Here is a 23,637-nt window from a genome sequence, read left to right on the forward strand (position 1 = left end):
GCCTCGCTCTGACAGGACGATCACGACGCCTTCGACGCAAGGCCGTGGGCCCGTCTGGCGGCTCACGCTGCCGACCGTGCAGTGACCTGTTTGCCCAGGTACGTCATGCGACGGGGCTCCTCCTACCGCCCTTAAGCCCACTCTTCCTCTGCAAGCGGGGCGTCATTCAGCTGGTCACGAAGGCTTCGCCAGTTCGGCATGAACCTCTCCATGAGCTTGGTGAAGCGCTCATCGTGGTTGCGTTCCAAGTAGTGCGTCATCTCGTGGACAACGATGTACTCGAGGCAGCCTGGAGGCTTCTTCGCAAGCTCAACGTTGAACCAGATGCGCCCGGTCTCACGATTACACGAGCCCCACTTGGTCTTCATCCGCTTGATATTCCACCGTGGCACCGACACTTCGAGGACGGCTTCCCACTTGGCAATCACATCCGGGAGCATATGTCGAAGCTGCTCACGATACCAGCGGTCCAGCAAGTGCCGCCGCCGTTCAGCTGTTGTGCCGACCGGGACGTACAGCAGCAGCCGTTCACCGTCCAATTCGAAGTGAGCCCGCCCGGGACGCTCCACGACCTTCATCCTGCGACGAACGCCCCACACATAGTGGGACTCGCCTGTGACCATCTCTCGTGTGGACTGCCGGTCGGCAGATTGAAACTGCTCTCGTTGCTCCTTGATCCACGACAGGCGTTGGATTACAGCGAGTCGCACCTGCTGATCGTCTAGCTGGTGCGGCGCTGCTACACGGACGCGCCCCAGGGGTGGATAGACACCAATGTGCAGATTCTTGATGTCCTTATAGATGATTTCAACATCGATGCCACGGACAGTGAGAGAGGCACTAGCGGTACTCATGGCGCGCCTTCAGCAATTCCAGCAGCTCATCAAGCCGGTCGAAGTCGGCGGTCAGTGCCTGAGCGAGCGCGCGCCTGACCTTCTTTTCCTTCATGGTGTTGCCCACCCACGAATCGGGCTTGGTATGGAGGATGGTGGTGTCCACAAGCACGGCCAGGTCCGGTGACGGAGCGAAGAAATCAATCAGAGCACGGCGGCCACCATTGTCAGCCCAATCCGGGTACTGGGTATCAGACTCGCCCTTGCCAAGTTTAGATGCATGCTCCAGGAGCTTCGCGAGATATTCCTTGTAGTCCAGAGCGCTCTGTCGTCGTTCCTCGAGTATGGCGTCGAGCAGCTCAGACATCTTGTCGTAGTACTTGGGGTTCATCGGGCGCTCGTCGATGATCACAGCCCGCATATTATTGGTGATCGTTTCCGCCACCGCTTCCGGATCCTTCTTGATACCCGCGGGAAGCTTGTCGAGCGCACCAGCCCCCATTTCGACGATCAACTGGACCAGCCCGGCTTCCTGGAAGTCAGAGACCACCTCCGAGGGGCTAGCGTTGATGTACGTGTCCAGCAAGTGCCGCATGCCGGCCTCGTACTGCTTGAAGTCAACATTCTCGCCAGCACCGAGCTTCACCTCTTCACGCACGTTGGCGTAGTGGGCGATCTCTTCCTTGATCGCTGCGGCTTCGGCGTCGCTGTACCCAGCGGCGTGCATTTCGTTGGCCAGGTTGCCGTACGCGCGAGTCACGGCCGCCACGGACTTGTAAAGCTCAACCCGCTTGGGTTCGTTGGCCTTGAGCTGCTCGGCGTTGCCCTGCTCCCGGGCACAGAAGTATTGCTGGTACTGGAGGGTGTTCATTGGTGGTTCGACCGGCTCGCAGAGCGCCCGAACCTTCTCCAGAGCCTCATCGAGGTCGTCACGGGCTCTGTCGATCCGGTCTGACAGCAGCCCTTCGATGTCCTTCGACTCGTAGCCTTCGAGAGCGCCGACGGTGTAGTCCGTAATCGCGGACTCAAGGGAGTTGAACAGGTCGCGGTAGTCGACGATGTAGCCGTAGTCCTTGTCCTCGCCATCGAGGCGGTTGACCCGGCAGATCGCCTGAAAAAGACCGTGGTCCTGCATCTTCTTGTCGATGTACAGGTACGTCGCACTCGGAGCGTCGAAGCCAGTCAAGAGCTTGTCGACAACGATGAGCAGCCGCATCTGGGCTGGGTCATTGATGAAACGCTCCTTAACGTCCCTTTCGAACTGCTCGACCTTGCCCATCGCCTGATCCGCAGGCTCGTCGAAGTGATCTGCGAGCATCTGCCGGTAGATCTCGTACTGACGCAGTCGCTCGGTCGCACCGTGGCCTGAGTCTTCCTTAGCGATGTCACCTGCCTGCGGTGCGTACGAGGTGATAATGGCGCACTTGCCCTTGAACCCGGCCTGAATGAACAGCTCGTAGAACTTACACGCCTGGTAGATGCTCTGGCTGACAAGCATCGCATTGCCTCGACCATCCATCAGCCGCGGCTTGGTCTCCATGTCGAACAGGACGTCGTTGACTATCTGCCGGGCCCGCGGTTCCGAGCTGGCGACCTTCTGCACGGTGCCCCAGCGCTTCTTGAGCTCTGCGCGGGAGAGGTCGGTCATGCCACGGGTCTTAGCTTCAAACCACTGGTCGACCTTCGCCGGCGAGGTCAAATCCTGGTCAATGTTGCGCGCCTCGTACCGCAGGTCGAGCACGACGCCATCGGCAACGCCCTCGTTGAACTTGTAGGTATGAATGAAGGTGCCGAACCGTTGGACAGTGGTGTCCTTGTCCTCTTTGAGAAGAGGTGTGCCGGTGAAGCCGATGAACATGGCCCCCGGCATGAGCGCCTTCATGGCGTCGTGCATCTTGCCCGACTGCGTACGGTGGGCTTCGTCCACGAAGACGAAGAGGTTGCCTTTGGCCTGGAAGTCCTTGGGGACGGTCGCGGTGAGCTCACGAATGAACTCACTCTCAGCTTCATCACGGGCGGCCCCGTCTTCCGAGCCACGGAACTTGTGAACCAGCGAGCACATCAGCCACTCATCGCTCGCGTTCAAGGCGGCGAGGAGATCAGCGCTGCTCCTGGTTCGGTAGATGGGCTCTTTGGCTCCCTGGAAGACCTTCTGAATCTGATCATCCAGCTCGGTCCGGTCAGTGATCACCAAGACCCTTGGGTTTGTGCCAACTTGAGACTCCCGGATCCACTTAGCCAGCCACACCATCGTCAACGACTTGCCGGAGCCCTGGGTATGCCAGATGATGCCGCCCTCGCGCTTGGCAATCCGTTCCTGAGCAGCCTGGACGCCGAAGTACTGGTTGTGCCGACACGTCTTCTTCTGTCCTGCGTCGAAAACCATGAAGTCGTGAACCAGCTCGAGCAGGCGCTCCTTCGAGCAGAGCTGGGTCAAGGAACGATCGAGGTGATCGGCGATGTCGGACGGTTCACGCCATGCAAGCCAGTACTTCTCCGGCGTGTCGATAGCGCTGTAACGCAGCCCCTCCACGTCATTGCCGGCCATGACGAGCTGCACCGTCGTGAAGAACGAACGGATGAACTCGGGACGCTGGTTCCCGATGCTCTGCCGAATTCCCTCAGAGACGGCGACCTTCGAGCGCTTGAGCTCAATTGTCCCGAAGGCAATGCCGTTGACGTAGAGCACGATGTCCGGGCGCTTCGTGTGCTGCCCCAGCACCGTCACTTCCTCCGCCAGGGCGAAGTGATTGGCTTCGGGGCACGCCCAGTCGACGAGCCATACCGTCTCCGTCCGCTCGCCGACACCGGGCTTGACCTTCACCCCGTACCGGAGCAGACCGTAGACATCTCGGTTCGCCTCGTATAGATCGCGGCCACCACCGAGCGATACGTCGCTCTTCAGCTTATCGATCGCCTTGTTGATGAGGTTGTCGCTGTAGCTCCGGGCACGGAGGTTTCGCGTGAGCAGCTCGACATCGACGTTGGAGTTTGCCGCACGGTGTTCCCAGTTGCCGAGGTACTCGTAGCCCAACGAATCTCGGAACAGCTTGACGACGCGGTCTTGAGTCTTGCGCTCCGGCTGACCGACGTTACTCATCCTGCACTCACCTTGGTAGGGAGGCGAGTGCGGCCAGTCAGGAGTTGTTGCATCAGGCCAGTCTTAACAGCGCGGACCTTGGCGAGTCGAGCCTCCAGTTTATTGACTTCCGCGTCCACGTCGTCGAGAACCGAAGCGATTGCGCGTTGCTCGACATCGTCAGGAACCTCGACCTCAATCTTGCTATACTCTGCGATCCATCGTCGCTTGTGATCGACAACACTGTAATCGATCAACTGCATCCGTTCATACGCAAAGCGAAGATTCACGCCCGAGCGAGCACTCAAGATCTTCATTGCCGACGACTTCGCTTTGAAAGGAAAAGTGACAAGCTTTGATGCTGTCGTGAAGTCGTCGAAGATAATTACTGGCACCGCGTTGTAAATGCCGCACCTTTCTGTTGTGCGGCCAAGAATAAATGTCTTACCGGCCGTCAGAACCGGCGTGCCTACGTCGCTATACTCCGTGCTCGACACCAGATAGCGACCAGGCTGCTCGTACGCCAGCAGGTCGCCGATCCGCTTCAGCTCCCAGGGCTCCGCGAAACCAGGTAGGCGCGTGCGACCGGTGAGAAGCTGCTGCATCACGCCTTGCTTGATCTCCCGCTTCTTGGCACGCATCCGCTCCAGCGTGACAATTAGATCATCGATGCCGCGAAGCGCCTCGGCGATCAGGTGCTGCTCTTCAGTCGCCGGCAGTGGAATCTCAAGCTGCCGAAAGTATTCAAGTCCGATGGTTTTGATTGTACTTCCGTTGGAGATTCGCTCCAACTCAGGCTTCACATACTGGAGATAGTAGTAAAGATACCAGTTATCGAGACGGGGGCCGCAGCTCCAAGCCATAAAGTGCTGACTGACGGCCATATCAGCCCCGAGGACGGCACTCTTCCCGATTCCAGCATCCCGCAGGAGGATAACTGATCCCATAGGATGGACCACTGCTGACGAGTTGGCCAATCCCATACGTGTGATGGTCTCAGTTGTTTTTGACACTAGACCCTGGTCCAGCCTAAAAGTGTCCTTGAGTGAAACCCAAGGGATACTACCGTTCCAATAGTCTTCACGCTTTTTATTCGGCGTGTGTCCGCTGCCCCGGGCAGCAACGTCATCGAGAGCTACCAGGTTCCAAGGCAGACTCTGAGCTCGAGCGTTCCCACCAGCGGTCATGACTCGACCCCCATGTTGGCGAGGCAGCCAGCGACCTTTGCGTCAAGCATCTTGAGAGCGATGTCGAGGCTGCCAACTGTCTCAGCGTAGCGTTCGCCGAGCTGCTGGATCCGTGAGACGAGTGCTCGCGTGAGCGACTCAGCCTCAGACGCCACGCGGCTTGTGAGCGTCGCTCGCCACTTGTCGTCAAGCACAAGCTGCTTGATCTCAGGCTTGGTGAGGTCGCCGTATTTCTTGAGGGTCGCGAGATCGAGGGCGGCCTGGGCTTCCTTGGCGGCCTTCTTGGCGACAGCCTCTTCGTTGTACAGCTTGATCAGGTGCTGCAGCGCCTTAATCTCCCCCGCGTCAGCTCCCTCATGCCGGGCCACCTTGAGCCGCGTCGCAGCAAGCGGCTTGGAGATCTTGCCATCGTCCGTCGCCTCAGCAAGTAGGCCATCTTCTACGGCGTGCTCCTCGATGTACTCCTCGACAGCACGGCTTGCTGCTTCGGCTGCCGCGTGCAGTACGTCGACCTTGGCGTGCTCGTCCGCGAAGTAACGAGCGACGATGAGCGCCGGCGGGATGAGGTCCATCTTGTACTTGGTGGCGCTGCGCCCCGAGCCAATGACGAGGTCCGGGGTCTCAGAGAGCTTGCGCTCCTTGTCCTCGATGGTCTTACGGGGCTTCGCCGCCTCACACCACCCGTCGCTCATGACTAGGAAGACGTCGTCGTGCATGACGCCGTGCCAATAAGTCATGAGCTGCTCGTAGACGTCGTATTCGTCGAGCAGAGGGGTGTTCTTGAACCGGGCCAGCAGATCGTCACTGATACCAGCGATCAGGTCCTTGGGGACAGTGTCCGGGTTGAGCGCTTGCAGGACCGGCCGGTGCGCGGCGAACCAGTCTTCAACCTGACCGCGGATGTCCATAGCGAACTTCTGGAACTCGTCGGAATCCAGGATGGCCTGTTGTACCTCAGCCACGCCGACAGCAAGGTCGCTGTAGCCGGGGCGGTTCGGCTTGAAGAGCGTGGCACGAAGGCTCGGGAACGCCTCCCAGTATCCGTTGAGTGCGTCCAGGTCGTGGTCCGGGATCCCGCCGTGAAGGTGGGCATGAAGATCCTGGATGTCTTCCGGCTCGGAGGAGTCGATGTACCGCGGGATGTTGAGGTTGTAGTCGTTCTTCGGGACGGCGATCTCGTGGAGCGGCACCATACGCGAGTAGCGCTCGATCGCGATCTGCCTGTTGAAGACGTCGACGATCTTGTGGATGTCCTGGCTCCGGAGACGGTTCTTGTTGCCGTCCTTCATGAAACCCTTGGAAGCGTCGATCATGAAGATGCCAGTTCGCGCCTGGGCATTCTCCTTGTCGAGAACGATGATGCAGGCCGGAATGCCTGTGCCGTAGAAGAGATTCGCGGGCAGGCCGATGATGCCCTTGATGTAGCCACGGCGCAGCAGTTCCTTGCGAATGTTGGCCTCAGCGTGACCGCGGAACAGTACACCGTGCGGCAAGATGACTGCGGCCTTGCCCTTGCTCTTGAGGGACTTGAGGATGTGCAGGAGGAAGGCGTAGTCGCCGTTCTTCTCCGGCGGCCGACCGAACTCGAAGCGACCATAGTCGTTCTCCAGGCCGTTGTTCCACGACTTGATCGAGAACGGCGGATTGGCGACGGCGAAGTCGAAGGTCTGTAGCCGTGCGCCCTGGGTGAACTGTGGGCTGGAAATCGTGTCACCCTTGCGGATGTCACGGTCCTCGTAGCCGTGCAGGATCATGTTCATCTGGGCCAGCGCCCAGGTGGCGTTGTCCTTCTCCTGACCGTAGATGGTGAGGCCACGTGGGGCCTCACCAGCGACCTTGAGGAGCAACGAGCCGGACCCGCACGTCGGGTCGTAGACCGTGTGGTCCTGCCGGGTGCCCACTCCCATACCGACGATCTTGGCGAGCACTCGCGAGACCTCGGCCGGGGTGTAAAACTGCCCCTTCGACTTGCCCGAATCCGTTGCAAAGTGCCGCATCAGGTACTCGTAGGCGTCGCCAAGCAGGTCGTCACCCTCAGCGCGGCTACCTCGGAAGTCGAGATCAGCGAAGATCGTCACAAGCTTGGAGAGGCGATCCTGCATCTCCTTGTCCTTGCCGAGCTTCTCCTCGTCGTTGAAGTCGGCCAGATCGATGACCTTCTCAAGTCCGTTGGCCTCGGCGAGCTGACCGATGATCTTGTTGATTTTGTCGCCGATCTCCTTATCACCCTTGAGGGCGGCCATGTCATCGAAGGATCCGCCGGCGGGGACGTCGATCAAGGAGTTCGGATCAGACTTGGCCTTGTCCGTCACATACTTCACGAACAGCAGCGTCAGGATGTAGTCCTTGTACTGGCTGGCATCCATGCCGCCGCGCAGCTCGTCGCAGCTCCGCCACAGGGAGCGGTACAGGTCCGACTTCTTGAGGGCCACTAGTACGCCCCCTTGCCAGCGCCGAGCCCAGACCCTGACCGCGATCCCACGGTGAGGTGTACGCGTGACCTGTCCATCCTTCGGCGCCCATCCTTCGTATGCCAGTGCGTAACAGCAGTGCCACTGATGGCAAAGCCCAAGCTAAGTGCCCCAACGATAGCGCTGAGGGCCGACACAGGATGCCGTTAGGGTGCGACGCTCAAGGGCCTAGTCCGATGTCCTACGCAATGAGTTGGACGAGGCGCTTTCACGGGCACCAAGAGCGGGGAGGTCAGGCTGCTATTGCGGCTTCGTAGTCAGCGGGACTGAGCTATCCAAGACTGCTGGACAGTCGGTACAAGTTGTGACAGCCCTCGATGAAGCCGAAGATCGCAGTGCAGGCGACGGCCCGGCTGGGCCAGGGGGGGCGGTTCTCCCGCCGCGGCGTAGCCAACTCCTAGCGCGTTCGGCGCTAGCCAGGCCCTCGCTTTCGTCTGCGCCGACCTCGGCTTCGCTGACCCACAGTCGTGCTGCGGTCTCGGTCAGATCGAAGCCCTTGGGGCGATCTAACCGACCCGAGCGGTAACCGCGCCCGCACAACTCTTCGATCTCGGCCTGGGAATCCATCGTGAACGACCAGCGAGGGTGAGGCTGGCTCTTCTCTGCTTTCCACGACGGCATCCTCCCAGGGACGAACCCTGACAGCGGAGGATCGCCAACGGGGCCGGGACGGTCCGTCCAGGCCCCCTTGGCCGCTTGTACTTTGGCACTGAACTCCACCACATCGGCGACGTGGTGGAGTTCAGTTGTTGAACCGGAACTCCACGACATCCCCGTCCTGCATGACGTACTCCTTACCCTCCATCCGCGCCTTGCCGCGCGAGCGGGCCTCGGCTACCGAGCCCGCTTCGATGAGGTCGGCGAAGGAGATGACCTCGGCCTTGATGAAGCCCTTCTGGAAGTCGGTGTGGATGACACCGGCCGCCTCGGGGGCCGTGGCGCCCTGGGGGATGGTCCAGGCCCGGGTTTCCTTGGGGCCGGCCGTCAGGTAGGTCTGGAGGCCCAGGGTGGCGAAGCCGACGCGGCCGAGGGTGGCGAGGCCGGGCTCGTCCTGGCCCATGGACTGGAGGAGTTCGAGCGCCTCGTCGTCGTCCAGCTCGATCAGCTCGGACTCGATCTTCGCGTTCAGGAAGATCGCCTCCGCGGGGGCGACCAGGGCGCGCTGCTCGTTCTTGAAGTCCTCGTCGACCAGCTCGTCCTCGTCGACGTTGAAGACGTACAGGAAGGGCTTGGTGGTCAGCAGGTGCAGTTCGTGCAGCAGGTCGCCCTGCTCCGTGCCCTTGGTGATGCCGTGCGAGAAGAGGGTGTCGCCCGCCTCAAGGATCTTCTGGGCCTTCTCGACCGCCGCCAAGACAGCGATCTTGTCCTTCTGGAGGCGGGACTCCTTCGTCAGGCGCGGGACGGCCTTCTCGACGGACTGGAGGTCGGCGAGGATCAGCTCGGTGTTGATCGTCTCGATGTCGTCCTTCGGGGACACCTTGCCGTCGACGTGGACGACGTTCTCGTCCTTGAAGGCGCGGATGACCTGGCAGATCGCGTCCGACTCGCGGATGTTCGCGAGGAACTTGTTGCCGAGGCCCTCGCCCTCGCTCGCGCCGCGGACGATGCCGGCGATGTCCACGAAGTCGACCGTGGCCGGCAGGATCCGCTGGGAGTTGAAGACCTCGGCGAGCTTGGCCAGGCGGGCGTCGGGGACGCCGACGACGCCGACGTTCGGCTCGATGGTGGCGAACGGGTAGTTGGCCGCCAGTACGTCGTTCTTGGTCAGGGCGTTGAACAGGGTCGACTTGCCGACATTCGGCAGACCGACGATTCCGATCGTGAGCGACACGTGGCGACTTCCCGGTACGAGGGCGGTGGACGGTCCGGAGAGTGGACCGCCCACCAGTTTACGGGCGCGCCAAACCGGCCGTGACGGCCCCGGACCGTCGAACGCACGGGCAAGCTCACTCAAAGGGCGTGTCCAATGGATGGTTGCGCCCCTGTCGCGACCTACGTTGGTGCTGTGGAGCAATCTAGGACGCGCACCCCGCAGAACGGACAGCGAGCACGGACCTCGGCGCCGGGGCCCTCCCGGGCGCCACTCGGCGTGCCCGCGGGCCCGGCGGCGGCCGGTGAGAGCGCCGCCGTCTACCGGGCGGCCGGCCGCACCCGGCGGGTGCCGCCCATCGTCCTCGCGCTGCGCAGACTGCCGTCTCCCCGGCTCACCGGACTCGGCGGCGGGCTCTTCGCCGCGGCCCTGATGTTCGCGCTCGGCACTCTGGACTGGCTGCTCTTCGACGGTTCGCCCGCGGTGTACGGGGTCCTGTTCCTGCCGGTCTGCGCGGTGACCGCGCTCTGGGTGCGGCCCGCCGACCTGGTGACGGCCCCGATCTGCGTGCCCATCGCCTTCGCGGTGGGGATCGTCCCGGTCGCGGGCGGCACCGGCGGCTTCGGCGGGCAGGCCATGGCCGTGGTCACCGCGCTCGCCCTGCACGCGGGCTGGCTGTACGCGGGAACGCTGGTGGCCGGCGTGATCGCCACCGTACGGAAGGTACGGCTCATGGGGCGCCGGCGCGGTCCGGGCAAGGCCGGGAACGCCGGCAAGGCCGCGGGTCCGGGCGCCAAGGCGGGCGGTGCCGCCAAGGCCGGGGGCACGGGCGTCAAGGCCGGCGGCTCGGGCAAGGCCGGCACCCGGCGCTGAGCCCCGGCGAGAGCGCGTGACGTTCTCGGGAGGGACCCCGCAGGGCGAGGCGGCCGGGGCCGGGCCGATCCCGGCCGCGCGCCGAGCGCCCGACCCGCACCGCCCGCAGAGCACGTACAGCCCACACCACAGAGCACGTACAGCCCGGACCGCCCGCCGGGCCTAGCGGCCGGCCGCCACCATCGCCGCTCCCACGATCCCCGCGTTGTTCTGCAACTGGGCCGGGACGATCTCCGCCTCGATGCCCTCGATCAGCGGCACGAACTTGTCGGCCTTGCGGCTGACCCCGCCGCCGATGATGAACAGCTCGGGCGAGAACAGCATCTCCACATGGGCGAGGTACTTCTGGACCCGGCGCGCCCAGTGCGACCAGCTCAGGTCCTCGTCCTCCTTGACCTTCGTCGAGGCGTGCTTCTCCGCCTCGTGGCCGTGCAGCTCCAGATGGCCGAGCTCGGTGTTGGGGACGAGGTGGCCGTCGATGAAGACCGCGCTGCCGATGCCCGTACCGAAGGTCAGCAGGATCACCGTGCCCTTGCGGTCCTTGCCCGCGCCGAAGCGCATCTCGGCGACGCCCGCCGCGTCCGCGTCGTTCAGGACGGTCACCGGCATGTCGTTCCCCAGGCGGTCGCCGAGCAGACGGGCCGCGTCCACGCCCACCCAGTCCTTGGCGACGTTGGCCGCGGTGCGGACGGTGTTCGCGGTGATCACCCCGGGGAAGGTGATGCCGACCGGCCCCGACCAGCCGAAATGGCCGACGACCTCCGCGACGCGGTCCGCCACCGCATCGGGGGTGGCGGGCTGCGGGGTCAGCACCTTGTGGCGCTCCTGCGCCAGGTCGCCCCGATCGAGGTCGACGGGGGCACCCTTGATGCCGGTTCCGCCGACGTCCACTCCGAACACGTTCCTCATGGCGTTCATGAGATCCACGTTACGGGCGGACGCGCGGCCGGACGTCATGGACGGCGCTACTCGCCGGAGAGTTCCGCGGCCTCGGCGCGCAGGTCACGGCGGAGTTCCTTGGGCAGCGAGAAGGTGATCGACTCGTCCGCCGTCTTGACGGTCTCGACGTCGCCGTAGCCTCGCTCGGCCAGCCATTCCAGGACACCGTCCACCAGAACGTCCGGCACGGAGGCGCCCGAGGTCAGGCCGACCGTAGTGACGCCCTCCAGCCAGGCCTCGTCGATCTCGTCGGCGAAGTCCACCAGGTGGGCGGCGGGGGCGCCCGCGTCGAGGGCGACCTCGACCATGCGGATCGAGTTCGAGGAGTTCTTGGAGCCGACGACGATGACCAGCTGGGCGTCCTCGGCGAGCTTCTTCACGGCCACCTGGCGGTTCTGCGTGGCGTAGCAGATGTCGTCGCTGGGCGGCGAGAGCAGGTTGGGGAACTTGTTCTTGAGGGCGCCGACCGTCTCCATCGTCTCGTCGACGGAGAGCGTGGTCTGGGAGAGCCAGACGACCTTCGACTCGTCGCGGACCTCGACATTGGCCACGTCGTCCGGGCCGTCGACCAGGGTGATGTGCTCGGGGGCCTCGCCGGAGGTGCCGATGACCTCCTCGTGACCCTCGTGGCCGATCAGGAGGATGTCGTAGTCCTCCTTCGCGTACCGCACGGCCTCCTTGTGGACCTTGGTGACCAGCGGGCACGTGGCGTCGATGGTGGCCAGCTTGCGCTCGGCGGCCTCGGCGTGGACGGTCGGGGCGACGCCGTGCGCGGAGAACATCACGATGGAGCCCTCGGGCACCTCCGCCGTCTGCTCGACGAAGATCGCGCCCTTCTTCTCCAGGGTCTGCACGACGTACTTGTTGTGGACGATCTCGTGCCGGACGTAGATGGGCGCCCCGTACTGCTCCAGGGCCTTCTCCACGGCGATCACGGCACGGTCCACGCCCGCGCAGTAGCCACGGGGAGCGGCGAGCAGGACCCGGCGGGCAGCAGTAACAGTCATGCCGTCCATGGTAGGGGCTGACACCGACAGCCCGGCCGGACCCGTGCGGCCCGTGGAACACGATCCTCCGGCCGCCCCGTGCGGCCCATGGAACTCGATCCTCCGGTCCCCCGCCCGACCGGCGAGCGGAATCCGCGCACCCCGCGCCCGCGCACCCCCGGCGCCCGACCGGCGCCCCCGGCGGGCCAAAGATCGCGGTGCCGGTGAGACTGGGCGCATGAGCGGCGTACGCGAGGAGCACGAGGATTCCGGCAAGCCCCGCCACCCCGGGGGGACAGGGCCCGGCGAGGTGGCCGAGGGGACCGGGCGGGAGGAGACCGGGCAGCTGCGGCGGAGTCTCGGGTTCCGGGACCTGGTCGTCTACGGGCTGCTCTTCATCGCGCCGATGGCCCCGGTCGGCATCTTCGGCACCCTGGACGCCAAGTCGCACGGCGCCGTCGCGCTGGTCTACCTGGTGGCCACGGTGGCCATGGGGTTCACCGCGTTCAGTTACGCGCAGATGGTGCGGGTCGTCCCGCTGGCCGGGTCGGTGTTCGCGTACGCGCGCAAGGCGCTCGGCGAGGGGCCGGGGTTCATCGCCGGATGGATGGCGATGCTCGACTACCTGCTCATCCCGGCCGTGGCCTACCTCTTCTCCGGCATCGCCATGAACTCCCTGGTCCCCTCGGTGTCGCGCTGGGTGTGGACGGCGATCGCGGTGGTGATCACCACACTCCTGAACCTGTGGGGCGTGCGGGCCGCGGCCCGGGTGGGCTTCGCGGTGCTCGCGATGGAGATCGTGGTGCTGCTGGTCTTCGTGGTGTCCGCGGTGGTCGTGCTCGTGCGGGACGGGGCCCAGCGGGGCTGGCTCTCGCCGCTGACCGGGGACGCCGGCTTCACGCTCGGCGCGGTGCTCGGCGCGGTGTCGGTCGCGGTCCTGTCCTATCTGGGCTTCGACGCGATCGCCACGTTCGCCGAGGAGGTGACGGGCGGCTCGGCGAAGGTGGCGCGCGCGGTCCTGTTCTGCCTGGTCCTGGCGGGTTCCCTGTTCGTCGTGCAGTCCTATCTGGCGGCCCTGCTCGAACCGATGTCGTCGGCCCAGCTGGCGGCCGACCCGGTCAAGCAGGGGTCGGCGTTCTACGACACCGTCGAGAGCTCGGTCGGCGGCTGGCTGCACACCCTGGTGGCGATCAGCAAGGCGATCGGTGCGGCCTTCGCGGCGCTAGCCGGGCAGGCCGCGGCCGGCCGGCTCGTGTTCGCGATGGCGCGTGAGCGGCGGCTGCCGCACGTCCTGTCGCGGACCGCGTCGGGGGTGCCGCGCGCGGCGCTGCTGCTGGCCGCGGTGGTCACGCTGGTCGCCGCGGTGTGGGCCGCCCGGCGCGACGACGGCATGGACCACCTCGTCTCGGTGGTCGACATGGGCGCGCTGACCGCGTTCTTCCTGCTGCACGCATCGGTGGTGGTCTGGTACGCGGTGCGCCGCATGGAGGGCGCCCCCAACTGGCTGAGCCACGTGGTGGTTCCGGTGCTCGGCGCGGCCGTCATCGTCGCGGTGGTCTGGGAGGCGACGACCACGGCCCAGCTGGTCGGCCTCGGCTGGCTCGCGGTGGGTCTGGTGGTCCTGGCGATGCAGTGGGGCCGCCGCCATGGTTCGGGCCCGCGGCCACCGGCCCCGGGCGGGACCGTGGGTAGCGCGGGCTAGCCCGCGTACGCAGGACCGTAGGGGCACGGGCCAGCCCACGTACGCAGGACCGTAGGGGCACGGGCCAGCCCACGTACGCGGGACCGTAGGGGCACGGGCCAGCCCACGTACGCGGGACTGTCGGTGGCGCGGGCTAGCCTGCCTCCATGGCTCTGAATACGAGTGCGGACGCGCCGCTCCCCGTCGGCGAGGTGTCCCGCCTCATCGGGGGGTGGATCAACCGCCTCGGGGCGGTCTGGGTGGAGGGGCAGATCACCCAGCTCTCGCGGCGGCCCGGCGCGGGGGTGGTGTTCCTGACCCTGCGCGATCCGTCGCACGACATCTCGGTGGGCGTCACCTGCTACCGCCAGGTGTTCGACGCGGTGGCCGACGTCGTGTCCGAGGGTGCGCGCGTCGTCGTGCACGCGAAGCCCGAGTGGTACGCGCCGCGCGGTCAGCTCTCGCTGCGGGCGGTGGAGATAAAGCCGGTCGGCATCGGTGAACTCCTCGCCAGGCTGGAGCAGTTGAAGCGGACACTGGCCGCGGAGGGGCTGTTCGCCCTGGACCGCAAGCGTCAACTGCCGTTCCTGCCGCAGCTCGTGGGGCTCGTGGTCGGGCGGGCCTCGGCGGCCGAGCGGGACGTCCTGGAGAACGCCCGGCGGCGCTGGCCCGCCGTGCGCTTCGAGGTGCGCAACGTCGCGGTGCAGGGGGTGTACGCGGTGCCGCAGGTCGTGCGGGCGGTCGAGGAGCTCGACGAGCAGCCGGACGTCGACGTGATCATCGTGGCCCGGGGCGGCGGCAGCGTGGAGGACCTGCTCCCGTTCTCGGACGAGGAGCTGGTGCGCGCGGTCGCCCGGTGCCGTACGCCCGTGGTGTCGGCGATCGGCCACGAGCCGGACGCACCGCTGCTCGATCTGGTGGCGGACCTGCGCGCGTCCACGCCCACCGACGCGGCGAAGAAGGTCGTGCCGGACGTGGGCGAGGAGCTGGACCGGGTCCGGCTGCTGCGGGACCGGGCGCGGCGCCATGTCGTGGGTCTGGTCGACCGCGAGGAGCGGGGTCTGGCGGGGATGCTCGCCCGGCCCTGGATGGAGCGGCCGCACCGCATGCTGGACGACCGGGCCGACGAGGTGGACGCGCTGGTCCACCGCTCGCGCCGGGTCCTCGGCCACCTCCTGGACCGGGCCGACTCCGAGCTCTCGCACACCCACGCCCGGGTGGTGGCGCTCTCTCCGGCGGCCACGCTGGAGCGCGGGTACGCGGTGCTCCAGCGGGCCGGGGGCGAGGTGGTCCGCTCCCCCGACGAGGTCGCACCCGGGGAGGATCTGCGCGCCCGGGTCGCCGAGGGCGAGCTGCACGTCACTGTCGTACCGCGGACATAGGGTGGATCGCATGGCCAAGACGGACGAGGCCGCGTCGGGTGATGCGGCACTGGGGTACGAGCAGGCGCGGGACGAGCTGATCGATGTCGTACGGCGGCTCGAAGCGGGGGGTACGACGCTGGAGGAGTCCCTCGCGCTCTGGGAGCGGGGGGAGGAGCTGGCCAAGGTGTGCCGGCGCTGGCTGGAGGGGGCCCGGGCCCGCCTCGACGCGGCGCTGGCCGACCCGGCCGAGGAAGGCTGACCCCTCCGGGTGCGGGGCCCACGGGGTTGCCCGGGGCTCCGCCCCCGGCCCCGGGGATTTGCCCACTCTCCCGCCCGTTGCCCGGGGTTGTTTGATGCCCGGTCCCCCTGGGGCTCCGCCCCCGACCCCGTTCGCGCCTCAAGGACGCTCGTCCTCAAACTCCGCCAAGGCGTTGAGGGCCAGGGGGGACCCCCATGACGGGCTGTCGTAGGTGCCCCCGCACCGGTTCGGCCAAAGGCTGCCGGAAGCAGGCGGAAGCTGCCGACGCCGACCGGAACCAGCACCGCCAAGGGGCGCGGGGAACTGCGCGATCAGCCACGCAGGGCCCGCACCCGCCCCAGCCCCCACCCCAGCCCTGTGAGGCTGATCACGCCAACCCGGATTTAGTTGAAAGTTAACCTATCCCTGCCGTACCGTCGGAGACATCGCTTGATCAGCAGCCCGGAAGGTAGCTTTCAGATGTCCCTCGCCCTTGACCCCGCCGCCCAGGACCTCCTCTTCCGCGAGGCCCGCACTGCCAACACGTTCACCGACGAGCCGGTGACCGACGAGCAGGTCCAGGCGATCTACGACCTGGTCAAGTACGGCCCGACCGCCTTCAACCAGTCGCCGCTGCGCGTCACCCTGGTCCGCTCCCCCGAGGCCCGCGAGCGCCTCGTGCAGCACATGGCCGAGGGCAACCGCCCGAAGACCGCCGCCGCCCCGCTGGTCGCGATCCTCTCCGCCGACAACGAGTTCCACGAGGAGCTCCCGGCCCTCTTCCCGCACTTCCCGGCCGCCAAGGACGCCTTCTTCTCGGAGCGCCCGGTCCGCGAGAGCGCCGCGCTGCTCAACTCCGCGCTGCAGGCCGCGTACTTCATCGTCGGCGTCCGCGCCGCCGGTCTGGCCGCCGGTCCGATGACCGGGTTCGACTTCTCCGGTGTGCAGAAGGAGTTCCTGGACGACGACCACACCCCGCTGATGATCGTCAACATCGGCAAGCCGGGCGAGGACGCGTGGTTCCCGCGCAGCCCGCGCCTGGCCTACGAGGACGTCGTCACGACCGTCTGAGCCACGGCTCGTACCGTCCGAGCGCACGCTCGACACGACGAGGGCCGCCGCACCGGGAAGGTGCGGCGGCCCTCGTCGTATCCGCACCGAACGGGACGGGACGGACCCCGGCCTCGCATCCGTACCGACCGGGACCGGACGGACCCGGCCTCGCATCCGTACCGAACCGGACGGACCCGACGGACCCGGTGTCAGTCCGCCGTCCGCTTCGACTCCAGTGCCCCCGCCATCGCCACCAGCTGCTCGTACGGCGCCGTGCCCGTGACCACGGTGGTGTGGCCCTGGTCCTGGCGGACGAGGGCGTCGTACTTGGGGCCGTCCCAGAACGTCCACGTCGCACCCGCGATCTGCTGCGACTTCTCGGTCTTCGTCGCGCTCCGGCTTACCTCGGCCACGAACTTGTCCAGCGGCGCGGTCGACTGCTCGACGGCCACGTACTGGTTCTGGGGGTCGAGGAAGCCCAGGTGCCAGGCATCGTTCTTGGCGCCGTCGTACGACACCGACGTCGCCTTCCACTTGGCCTGGTCGGGCAGGCCGACCGGGGCCGCCACCGGGTACGGCGCGGCCCGGCGCACGGTCGAGAGCTCGACCTTGTAGTTGACCGCCTTGAGCGGCGGGGCGGCCGAGTCGTCGTGCGGGACGAACACATAGATCACAGCCGCCGCGATGCCGATCACCGCCAACGACTGCAGCATGTTCCGGACTGTCTGCTTACTGCTGCGCGTTCCTGCCACGACCCCATGTTCTCAGGTCATGTCGCCGCTCATACGTGGACCCCTCTGCTCAATTTGTCGACGTACGGATAGAGTCCTAGCACCCTCTTACCCTGCGGCCGTCGCCGTACAGAAAGGTGCGCTCCGATGACCGAGCATCATCTGCCGTCCGAACTCGAGGTCTCCCCCGAGGCTCCCGACCGCAACCTGGCCCTTGAGCTCGTCCGGGTCACCGAGGCCGCCGCCATGGCCGCCGGCCGCTGGGTCGGCCGCGGGGACAAGATCGGCGCGGACGGCGCCGCGGTCAACGCCATGCGAACCCTCGTCTCCACCGTCTCGATGAACGGCGTCGTCGTCATCGGCGAGGGCGAGAAGGACGAAGCCCCCATGCTCTACAACGGGGAGCGCATCGGCGACGGCACCGGGCCCGAGGTCGACATCGCCGTCGACCCGATCGACGGCACCACCCTGAACGCCAAGGGCATGCCGAACGCGATCGCCGTGCTCGCCGCCGCCGACCGCGGCACCATGTTCGACCCGTCCGCGGTGTTCTACATGGACAAGCTGGTGACGGGCCCCGAGGCCGCCGACTTCGTCGACATCAACGCCCCGGTGTCGGTGAACATCCGCCGCGTCGCCAAGGCCAAGAACTCCTCCCCCGAGGACGTCACCGTGGTCATCCTCGACCGCCCGCGTCACGAGGGCATCGTCAAGGAGATCCGGGAGACCGGCGCGCGCATCAAGTTCATCTCGGACGGCGACGTCGCCGGTTCGATCATGGCCGTGCGCGAGGGCACCGGCGTCGACCTGCTCATGGGCATCGGCGGCACCCCGGAAGGCATCATCTCCGCCTGCGCGATCAAGTGCCTGGGCGGTGTGATCCAGGGCAAGCTGTGGCCCAAGGACGAGGCCGAACGTCAGCGGGCGATCGACGCCGGGCACGACCTGGACCGCACGCTCTCCACCAACGACCTGGTCAGCGGCGACAACGTGTTCTTCGTCGCCACCGGCATCACCGACGGCGAGCTGCTCCGCGGGGTGCGCTACCGCGCGGAGACCGCGACCACCCAGTCACTCGTGATGCGCTCCAAGTCGGGCACCATCCGCCAGATCGACTCCACGCACCGCCTGTCCAAGCTGCGCGCGTACAGCGCGATCGACTTCGACCGCGCCAAGTAGGCCCGTAACCAAGGCAGTTCACCACCGCTGCCCGTACGTATGTGAAGGGGCGTCCCCGTTGTGCGGCGGGGGCACCCCTTCACGCACGCAGAGCTGCTACGCGGCGGACGCGGCCTTCTTCAGCTCGACCTCGCGGCGCCGGCGGCGGGCGATCACCACCCGGCGTTCGGCGGCGGTCAGGCCGCCCCAGACCCCGTACGGCTCGGGCATCAGCAGGGCGTGCTCGCGGCACTCCACCATCACCGGACAGCGGGCGCAGACGCGCTTGGCGGCCTCCTCGCGGGAGAGCCGGGCGGCCGTCGGTTCCTTGGACGGGGCGAAGAAGAGACCCGCCTCGTCCCGGCGGCAGACCGCCTCCGCGTGCCACGGGCCCGCCTGGTCCTCCCGAGCTGGACCACGCTGCGGCGGAACGGCGGCGACCTGCAGGGAATGATGCGGCGGATGCAGCACGGTCTACTCCTGACGACGGCTTCGCGAGCGAGCGACGATGCGACAGTCCCTACCCGCTGTACGCACGCCTATGCACTGAGTTCCGTAGTGCGGAAGCACGCTCGGATGCCCGATGGCCTGAACCCGGCGTCGTGACGGGCGGATTCGGACGTCAGGATTCGAGCCGCTTGCGCAGCCTCTGGTGGAGGTCGGCGATGAGCTTGCCCCGCTTCGGCTTGGCCTCGATGTTGCCGAAGACGGAGTATCCATTGACGACGACCACCGGGGCCTCCGGATCATCGGCTTCTAGGGTGTGCACCTCGAAGTTGCCGAAGATTCCGGTGCCGCTGCCGCGCAGGCTCAGGTTCTCCGGTACCCGGACCTCCACATTGCCGAAAATCGCGGTCGCGTTGATGACGGTCAGGCGCTGCTCGAAGAGCGCCTCGGTGAGGTCGATCTCCACGCTGCCGAACAGCGAGAAGGCGTTGGTGCGCCTGCCCACCCGCCAGCGGCCCTTGCGGGTCGAGGCGGAGAAGACCGCGATCATGTTCTCGGCGTCGACCGGCGCCCCGGTCTCCTCCCACTCGTGCGGCCGGGGTTCGGCCACCGGGCGGGGGCGGGTACCGCTCGCGGGCAAGTCCCTTACCAGGGGCTCCAGTTCACCGACGGTCTTGGCGCGGTAGACCGCGTCGATGCGCTCGGAGTGCTCGGTGGCATCGAGCCGGCCCTCGGCCAGCGCGTCGCGCAGGATGTCGGCGATCCGGTCCCGGTCGGCGTCGGAGGCCCGCAGCGCCGGGGGCTCGGCATGCTGGGTGAGATCGGCCTTCGCGGGCGTCGCGGGGTCCGCCTTGGCGTGCTTTTCGAGGTCCACGGAGTCAGCGTACCCAAACGCGATAGATCGCGACTAGTCGCGGGAGGGGTCGAGCTCGGGCCACGGCCACGCAACTGAGCCTTACCTCACAGGATCGGCGCCGGGGCGGCGGCATACGCTGGTGGATGCCGTGCCAATGGAGGTACAGCAGCTGTCTGCCGAGTGAGGAATGGCCGCAATGCCAGAGTTTCAGTACTCCGACCTTCTCCCCCTGGGAGAGGACACCACGCCCTACCGCCTGGTGACCGCCGAGGGTGTCACCACCTTCGAAGCCGACGGGCGTACGTTCCTCAAGGTCGAGCCGGAGGCGCTGCGCAAGCTGGCCGCCGAGGCGATCCACGACATCCAGCACTACCTCCGCCCGGCGCACCTGGCGCAGCTGCGCAAGATCGTCGACGACCCGGAGGCCTCGGGCAACGACAAGTTCGTCGCGCTCGACCTCCTGAAGAACGCGAACATCGCGGCGGCCGGCGTGCTGCCGATGTGCCAGGACACCGGCACCGCGATCGTGATGGGCAAGCGCGGCCAGAACGTGCTGACCCGGGGCGGCGACGAGGAGGCCCTCTCGCGCGGCATCTACGACGCGTACACGCAGCTGAACCTGCGCTACTCACAGATGGCCCCCCTCACCATGTGGGACGAGAAGAACACCGGCTCGAACCTGCCCGCGCAGATCGAGCTGTACGCGACCGACGGCGGCGCCTACAAGTTCCTCTTCATGGCCAAGGGCGGCGGCTCGGCCAACAAGTCGTTCCTCTACCAGGAGACGAAGGCCGTCCTCAACGAGGCCTCCATGATGAAGTTCCTGGAGGAGAAGATCCGCTCGCTCGGCACCGCCGCGTGCCCGCCGTACCACCTGGCCATCGTGGTGGGCGGCACCAGCGCCGAGTTCGCGCTCAAGACCGCGAAGTACGCCTCCGCGCACTACCTGGACGAACTCCCCTCCGAAGGCTCGGAATTGGGACACGGCTTCCGGGACGAGGAGCTGGAGAAGAAGGTCTTCGAGCTGACCCAGAAGATCGGCATCGGCGCGCAGTTCGGCGGCAAGTACTTCTGCCACGACGTGCGCGTGGTGCGCCTGCCCCGGCACGGCGCCTCGCTGCCCGTCGCGATCGCCGTGTCCTGCTCGGCCGACCGCCAGGCCGTCGCGAAGATCACCGCCGAGGGCGTCTTCCTGGAGCAGCTGGAGACCGACCCGGCGCGCTTCCTGCCGGAGACCACCGATGAGCACCTCTCCGCCGGCGAGGACGACGTCGTCCGCATCGACCTCAACCAGCCGATGGACGCGATCCTGGCCGAGCTCACCAAGTACCCGGTCAAGACCCGCCTCTCGCTGACCGGCCCGCTGGTCGTGGCCCGTGACATCGCGCACGCCAAGATCAAGGAGCGGCTCGACGCGGGCGAGGAGATGCCGCAGTACCTGAAGGACCACCCGGTGTACTACGCGGGCCCGGCGAAGACCCCCGAGGGCTACGCCTCCGGGTCGTTCGGCCCGACCACGGCCGGCCGGATGGACTCCTACGTCGAGCAGTTCCAGGCGGCGGGCGGCTCCAAGGTGATGCTGGCCAAGGGCAACCGCAGCAAGCAGGTCACCGACGCGTGCGGCACGCACGGCGGGTTCTACCTCGGCTCGATCGGCGGCCCGGCCGCGCGCCTGGCCCAGGACTGCATCAAGAAGGTCGAGGTCGTCGAGTACGAGGAGCTCGGCATGGAGGCGGTGTGGAAGATCGAGGTCGAGGACTTCCCGGCATTCGTGGTCGTCGACGACAAGGGCAACGACTTCTTCCAGGTGCCCGCCGAGCCGCCGACGTTCCTGAACATTCCGGTGCGCGGCTGAACCCTCCCGTACGGGGCCGGGCATCCCCGCCGGTCGGCCCGATCCGCCGCGAGGGGCCGCCGGACCCGAATAGGGTCCAAAGGCCCTAAGGCCCCGCTGAATTAGCCACCTATCCTGGCATGTGTCCGCAATCGCCCCGGCCGCCGCATCGGCCGGGGCGGTTCAACCACCGGGAGGGGTGGCGCAGTTGGGGTGGTTCACCGGGCCTGGCGGCTTACTGACGGGGCTCGGCCGGGCGGCGCTCGGGCGGCGCCCGAAGGTCTCGCCGACGGCCGCCGCGATGGTCGGCGCGGCCGGGCGGGTGGTCACGCCGATCCCCCGGGGCGGCTACGGCGAGGTGGTCTTCTGTGTGTCCGGCCGCCCGCTCAAGTACGCGGCGCGAGCGCGCACCCCGCTCGACTCCGGGGCCCGGGTACGGGTCTCCTCCGCGCTCTCCCCGTCCGCCATCGAGGTGGCACACCTCGGCCCCGCCGCGGACGGCTGTCCGTGACGGGGCCGGGCGTCGGTCGGGTCAGGCGAAGCGCTGGGCGGCGGTTCCGTCGCAGGGCCGCAGGGTGAGCGGGTCCTTGGCGGCGCCGAGCGTGGCGCACAGGCTGGCCGCGGCCGCCGGGCGCAGGCTGCCGGACTGGCGCACCCACTCCTGGTTGGCGGCGCCCGAACAGTTCCAGATGATCAGCTTGGCGCCCGCGGTGTAGTTCGCGCCCGGCACGTCCAGGCAGCGGTCCTGGGTGAGCTGGGTGTGCACCGACTTGCGGTCACTGTCGTACCACCAGCCCTGGTTGCGGCCGCCGTGGCAGTCCCAGCCGATGACGGCCGTGCCGTTGGCGCTGGTGGAGGCGGTGACGTCGACGCAGCTGCCGGTCGCCTCGTTCTTCAGCGGGCGGTAGGCGTCGTCCCAGGCGAGCGGGTAGAGCGTGGGCGTGCCGGTCGAGGCCGGGTCGGCACAACTCCCTTCCTGGACACCGGAGTTGTAGAGCTGGGTGAGGCAGGAGGCGAAGGCGCCGTGGCCCCGGTAGTTGGGGTGGAAGGACTGGCGGACCGAGTTGGAGTCCGGCAGTCCGGGCTTGGACAGGTCGATGTAGAGACCGCGGGCCCAGGTGTCCTCCATGCACACCTCGTGGCCGTTGAAGAGCCGCGAGTTGTCGAGGTAGGTGGCTCCGGTGTCCTCGGCCGCCCTGCGCATCCCGACCTCGAAGGCGGGCACCGCGGTGTTGCGGCCCCACACGGTGTCGGAGTCGTAGCCGAGGCCGCCGCAGGCGAGCTTGCCGGGGAAGCCCGGGTTGTCGTGGAAGTCGGGGCCGATCGGACTGGGGTAGCCCATCACGACCAGCTTGTACGAGCCGTCGGTGTAACCGGCGTCGCGCATCACGGACTTGAGGTCGCTCACGGTCTGCTCGACCTTGGGCACCAGCGCGTCGACGCGGGCCTGCCAGCCGGGTTCGTACGTGGACTGGCACGGCCCCTTGAGCAGCAGGTAGCGCTCGACGCAGTCGGTCATGACCGGGGCGAACTGGAGGTCGTCGTTGGCCCCGGCGACCAGGAGCACCACCTTGATGCGGGTGTTGCGCGCCTTGATGGCGAGGTTGTCGCTCTGCACCAGCTCGTCGGCGTACTGCTTGGTCCCGCCGATCCTGATGTTGCCGGTGTACGCACCCGAGCAGGCGACGTTGTACGTCTCGTCGGCCGGGATGCCGGTGCGGTGGATCGCCGAGTCGGGCGAGCGGTGGCACCAGTTGTCGGGGCCGTTGGTGCCGGCCTCGTAGGTGCCGACGCCCTCGCCGGAGATCTCGCTGTCGCCCAGCGAGATCAGGCCGGTCTTGCGATCCGCCATGGGCCGCTCGGCCGGGTCGCCGTAGAGCTGGGTCGCCTCCGCGGCCCGGATCTTCTCCAGGTCGGGCGAGAGCGGGGTGGCCGTGGCGGACGGCGAAGTGGCGGCCTGGGCGCCGGTCGCGCCGACCGCCATGCCCCCGAACGCCGCGGCGGCGGCCACCGCCGCCGCGAACGTACAGCGAAGTCTGTGCCTGGTGCGTCTCATTGCGCCTCCCTGGTGTTTCACCGGGGTACGGAGTCGTCCCC

General features: G+C 67.0%; 19 protein-coding genes. 8 read left to right on the plus strand and 11 right to left on the minus strand.

Annotated elements, in window-relative coordinates; all coding sequences use genetic code 11:
- Positions 1-131 precede the first annotated feature (131 nt).
- The 5 genes from IE267_RS01330 to ychF form a co-directional block, all read right to left on the minus strand.
- Positions 132-854, minus strand: coding sequence for a M48 family metallopeptidase (locus IE267_RS01330; RefSeq protein WP_189761910.1), 723 nt, complete (start codon positions 852-854; stop codon positions 132-134).
- Entirely contained in the window at positions 841-3,933 is a 3,093-nt protein-coding gene (locus tag IE267_RS01335; protein ID WP_189761911.1) for a type I restriction endonuclease subunit R, read from the minus strand. The genes IE267_RS01330 and IE267_RS01335 overlap by 14 nt, the downstream gene beginning before the upstream one ends.
- Positions 3,930-5,099, minus strand: a complete 1,170-nt coding sequence (locus IE267_RS01340; RefSeq protein ID WP_189761912.1) for a restriction endonuclease subunit S — start codon at positions 5,097-5,099, stop codon at positions 3,930-3,932. The genes IE267_RS01335 and IE267_RS01340 overlap by 4 nt, the downstream gene beginning before the upstream one ends.
- Entirely contained in the window at positions 5,096-7,531 is a 2,436-nt protein-coding gene (locus IE267_RS01345; RefSeq protein WP_189761913.1) for a type I restriction-modification system subunit M, read from the minus strand. The genes IE267_RS01340 and IE267_RS01345 overlap by 4 nt, the downstream gene beginning before the upstream one ends.
- A gap of 781 nt (positions 7,532-8,312) precedes the next feature.
- Complete coding sequence (gene ychF / locus IE267_RS01350) at positions 8,313-9,401, minus strand: redox-regulated ATPase YchF (protein WP_189761914.1); 1,089 nt, start codon at positions 9,399-9,401, stop codon at positions 8,313-8,315.
- Positions 9,402-9,575: 174 nt separating this feature from the next.
- On the opposite strand from ychF, the gene IE267_RS01355 reads away from it, so the two are divergent.
- Positions 9,576-10,253, plus strand: a complete 678-nt coding sequence (locus IE267_RS01355) for a DUF6542 domain-containing protein (protein ID WP_229860556.1) — start codon at positions 9,576-9,578, stop codon at positions 10,251-10,253.
- 162 nt (positions 10,254-10,415) lie between these two features.
- Here IE267_RS01355 and ppgK read toward each other — a convergent pair whose 3' ends face one another.
- Both ppgK and IE267_RS01365 read right to left on the minus strand, forming a co-directional pair.
- A complete protein-coding gene (gene ppgK, locus IE267_RS01360) occupies positions 10,416-11,171 on the minus strand; it encodes a polyphosphate--glucose phosphotransferase (RefSeq protein WP_161244585.1) in 756 nt (251 codons plus the stop codon).
- Between the two features lie 47 nt (positions 11,172-11,218).
- Entirely contained in the window at positions 11,219-12,208 is a 990-nt protein-coding gene (locus IE267_RS01365; protein WP_167157265.1) for a 4-hydroxy-3-methylbut-2-enyl diphosphate reductase, read from the minus strand.
- Positions 12,209-12,416: 208 nt separating this feature from the next.
- Here IE267_RS01365 and IE267_RS01370 point away from each other — a divergent pair, with 208 nt between their 5' ends.
- The 4 genes from IE267_RS01370 (at position 12,417) to IE267_RS01385 (ending at position 16,532) form a co-directional block, all read left to right on the plus strand.
- On the plus strand, positions 12,417-13,880 hold the full coding sequence (locus IE267_RS01370; RefSeq protein WP_189761915.1) for an APC family permease: 1,464 nt from the start codon (positions 12,417-12,419) through the stop codon (positions 13,878-13,880).
- A 146-nt stretch (positions 13,881-14,026) separates the two neighbouring features.
- Positions 14,027-15,241 carry an exodeoxyribonuclease VII large subunit gene (gene xseA / locus IE267_RS01375; protein ID WP_189761916.1) on the plus strand — a complete coding sequence of 405 codons (1,215 nt, stop codon included), beginning with the start codon at positions 14,027-14,029 and terminating at the stop codon, positions 15,239-15,241.
- Positions 15,242-15,251: 10 nt separating this feature from the next.
- Positions 15,252-15,482 (plus strand): exodeoxyribonuclease VII small subunit, encoded by a 231-nt coding sequence (locus IE267_RS01380; RefSeq protein ID WP_161245401.1) that lies wholly within the window; start codon positions 15,252-15,254, stop codon positions 15,480-15,482.
- Positions 15,483-15,941: 459 nt separating this feature from the next.
- Positions 15,942-16,532, plus strand: coding sequence for a malonic semialdehyde reductase (locus tag IE267_RS01385; protein WP_167157271.1), 591 nt, complete (start codon positions 15,942-15,944; stop codon positions 16,530-16,532).
- 191 nt (positions 16,533-16,723) lie between these two features.
- Here IE267_RS01385 and IE267_RS01390 read toward each other — a convergent pair whose 3' ends face one another.
- Positions 16,724-17,227 (minus strand): DUF4245 domain-containing protein, encoded by a 504-nt coding sequence (locus IE267_RS01390; RefSeq protein WP_161255839.1) that lies wholly within the window; start codon positions 17,225-17,227, stop codon positions 16,724-16,726.
- 165 nt (positions 17,228-17,392) lie between these two features.
- Between IE267_RS01390 and glpX the strand changes: the two genes are divergently transcribed.
- On the plus strand, positions 17,393-18,424 hold the full coding sequence (gene glpX / locus IE267_RS01395) for a class II fructose-bisphosphatase (RefSeq protein ID WP_167157275.1): 1,032 nt from the start codon (positions 17,393-17,395) through the stop codon (positions 18,422-18,424).
- Between the two features lie 96 nt (positions 18,425-18,520).
- On the opposite strand, the gene IE267_RS01400 is transcribed toward glpX, so the two are convergent.
- Both IE267_RS01400 and IE267_RS01405 read right to left on the minus strand, forming a co-directional pair.
- The gene (locus IE267_RS01400) at positions 18,521-18,874 is read right to left on the minus strand and encodes a WhiB family transcriptional regulator (RefSeq protein ID WP_053726269.1); all 354 of its coding nucleotides are present in this window, start codon (positions 18,872-18,874) and stop codon (positions 18,521-18,523) included.
- Positions 18,875-19,025: 151 nt separating this feature from the next.
- Positions 19,026-19,724: a DUF1707 SHOCT-like domain-containing protein gene (locus tag IE267_RS01405; RefSeq protein ID WP_167157277.1), complete on the minus strand. Its 699-nt coding sequence runs from the start codon at positions 19,722-19,724 to the stop codon at positions 19,026-19,028.
- A 178-nt stretch (positions 19,725-19,902) separates the two neighbouring features.
- Here IE267_RS01405 and IE267_RS01410 point away from each other — a divergent pair, with 178 nt between their 5' ends.
- Positions 19,903-21,561 (plus strand): fumarate hydratase, encoded by a 1,659-nt coding sequence (locus IE267_RS01410; RefSeq protein WP_167157279.1) that lies wholly within the window; start codon positions 19,903-19,905, stop codon positions 21,559-21,561.
- A 178-nt stretch (positions 21,562-21,739) separates the two neighbouring features.
- Positions 21,740-22,051, plus strand: coding sequence for an NfeD C-terminal domain-containing protein (locus IE267_RS01415; RefSeq protein ID WP_161255848.1), 312 nt, complete (start codon positions 21,740-21,742; stop codon positions 22,049-22,051).
- Between the two features lie 21 nt (positions 22,052-22,072).
- Here the strand turns inward: IE267_RS01415 and IE267_RS01420 are convergent, their stop codons facing one another.
- Complete coding sequence (locus IE267_RS01420; RefSeq protein ID WP_189761917.1) at positions 22,073-23,596, minus strand: ricin-type beta-trefoil lectin domain protein; 1,524 nt, start codon at positions 23,594-23,596, stop codon at positions 22,073-22,075.
- Positions 23,597-23,637: the final 41 nt, after the last annotated feature.

The sequence above is a fragment of the Streptomyces xanthochromogenes genome, from assembly GCF_014650455.1.
Taxonomy (GTDB): domain Bacteria; phylum Actinomycetota; class Actinomycetes; order Streptomycetales; family Streptomycetaceae; genus Streptomyces; species Streptomyces xanthochromogenes.

Excerpts from the sequence above, each read along its gene's own strand:
- IE267_RS01330 (WP_189761910.1), bottom strand. The coding sequence starts at position 854 with ATGAGTACCGCTAGTGCCTCTCTCACTGTCCGTGGCATCGATGTTGAA.
- IE267_RS01335 (WP_189761911.1), bottom strand. The coding sequence starts at position 3,933 with ATGAGTAACGTCGGTCAGCCGGAGCGCAAGACTCAAGACCGCGTCGTC.
- IE267_RS01340 (WP_189761912.1), bottom strand. The coding sequence starts at position 5,099 with ATGACCGCTGGTGGGAACGCTCGAGCTCAGAGTCTGCCTTGGAACCTG.
- ppgK (WP_161244585.1), bottom strand. The coding sequence starts at position 11,171 with ATGAACGCCATGAGGAACGTGTTCGGAGTGGACGTCGGCGGAACCGGC.
- IE267_RS01365 (WP_167157265.1), bottom strand. The coding sequence starts at position 12,208 with ATGGACGGCATGACTGTTACTGCTGCCCGCCGGGTCCTGCTCGCCGCT.
- IE267_RS01370 (WP_189761915.1), top strand. The coding sequence starts at position 12,417 with ATGAGCGGCGTACGCGAGGAGCACGAGGATTCCGGCAAGCCCCGCCAC.
- xseA (WP_189761916.1), top strand. The coding sequence starts at position 14,027 with ATGGCTCTGAATACGAGTGCGGACGCGCCGCTCCCCGTCGGCGAGGTG.
- IE267_RS01380 (WP_161245401.1), top strand. The coding sequence starts at position 15,252 with ATGGCCAAGACGGACGAGGCCGCGTCGGGTGATGCGGCACTGGGGTAC.
- IE267_RS01385 (WP_167157271.1), top strand. The coding sequence starts at position 15,942 with ATGTCCCTCGCCCTTGACCCCGCCGCCCAGGACCTCCTCTTCCGCGAG.
- IE267_RS01390 (WP_161255839.1), bottom strand. The coding sequence starts at position 17,227 with ATGCTGCAGTCGTTGGCGGTGATCGGCATCGCGGCGGCTGTGATCTAT.
- glpX (WP_167157275.1), top strand. The coding sequence starts at position 17,393 with ATGACCGAGCATCATCTGCCGTCCGAACTCGAGGTCTCCCCCGAGGCT.
- IE267_RS01410 (WP_167157279.1), top strand. The coding sequence starts at position 19,903 with ATGCCAGAGTTTCAGTACTCCGACCTTCTCCCCCTGGGAGAGGACACC.
- IE267_RS01420 (WP_189761917.1), bottom strand. The coding sequence starts at position 23,596 with ATGAGACGCACCAGGCACAGACTTCGCTGTACGTTCGCGGCGGCGGTG.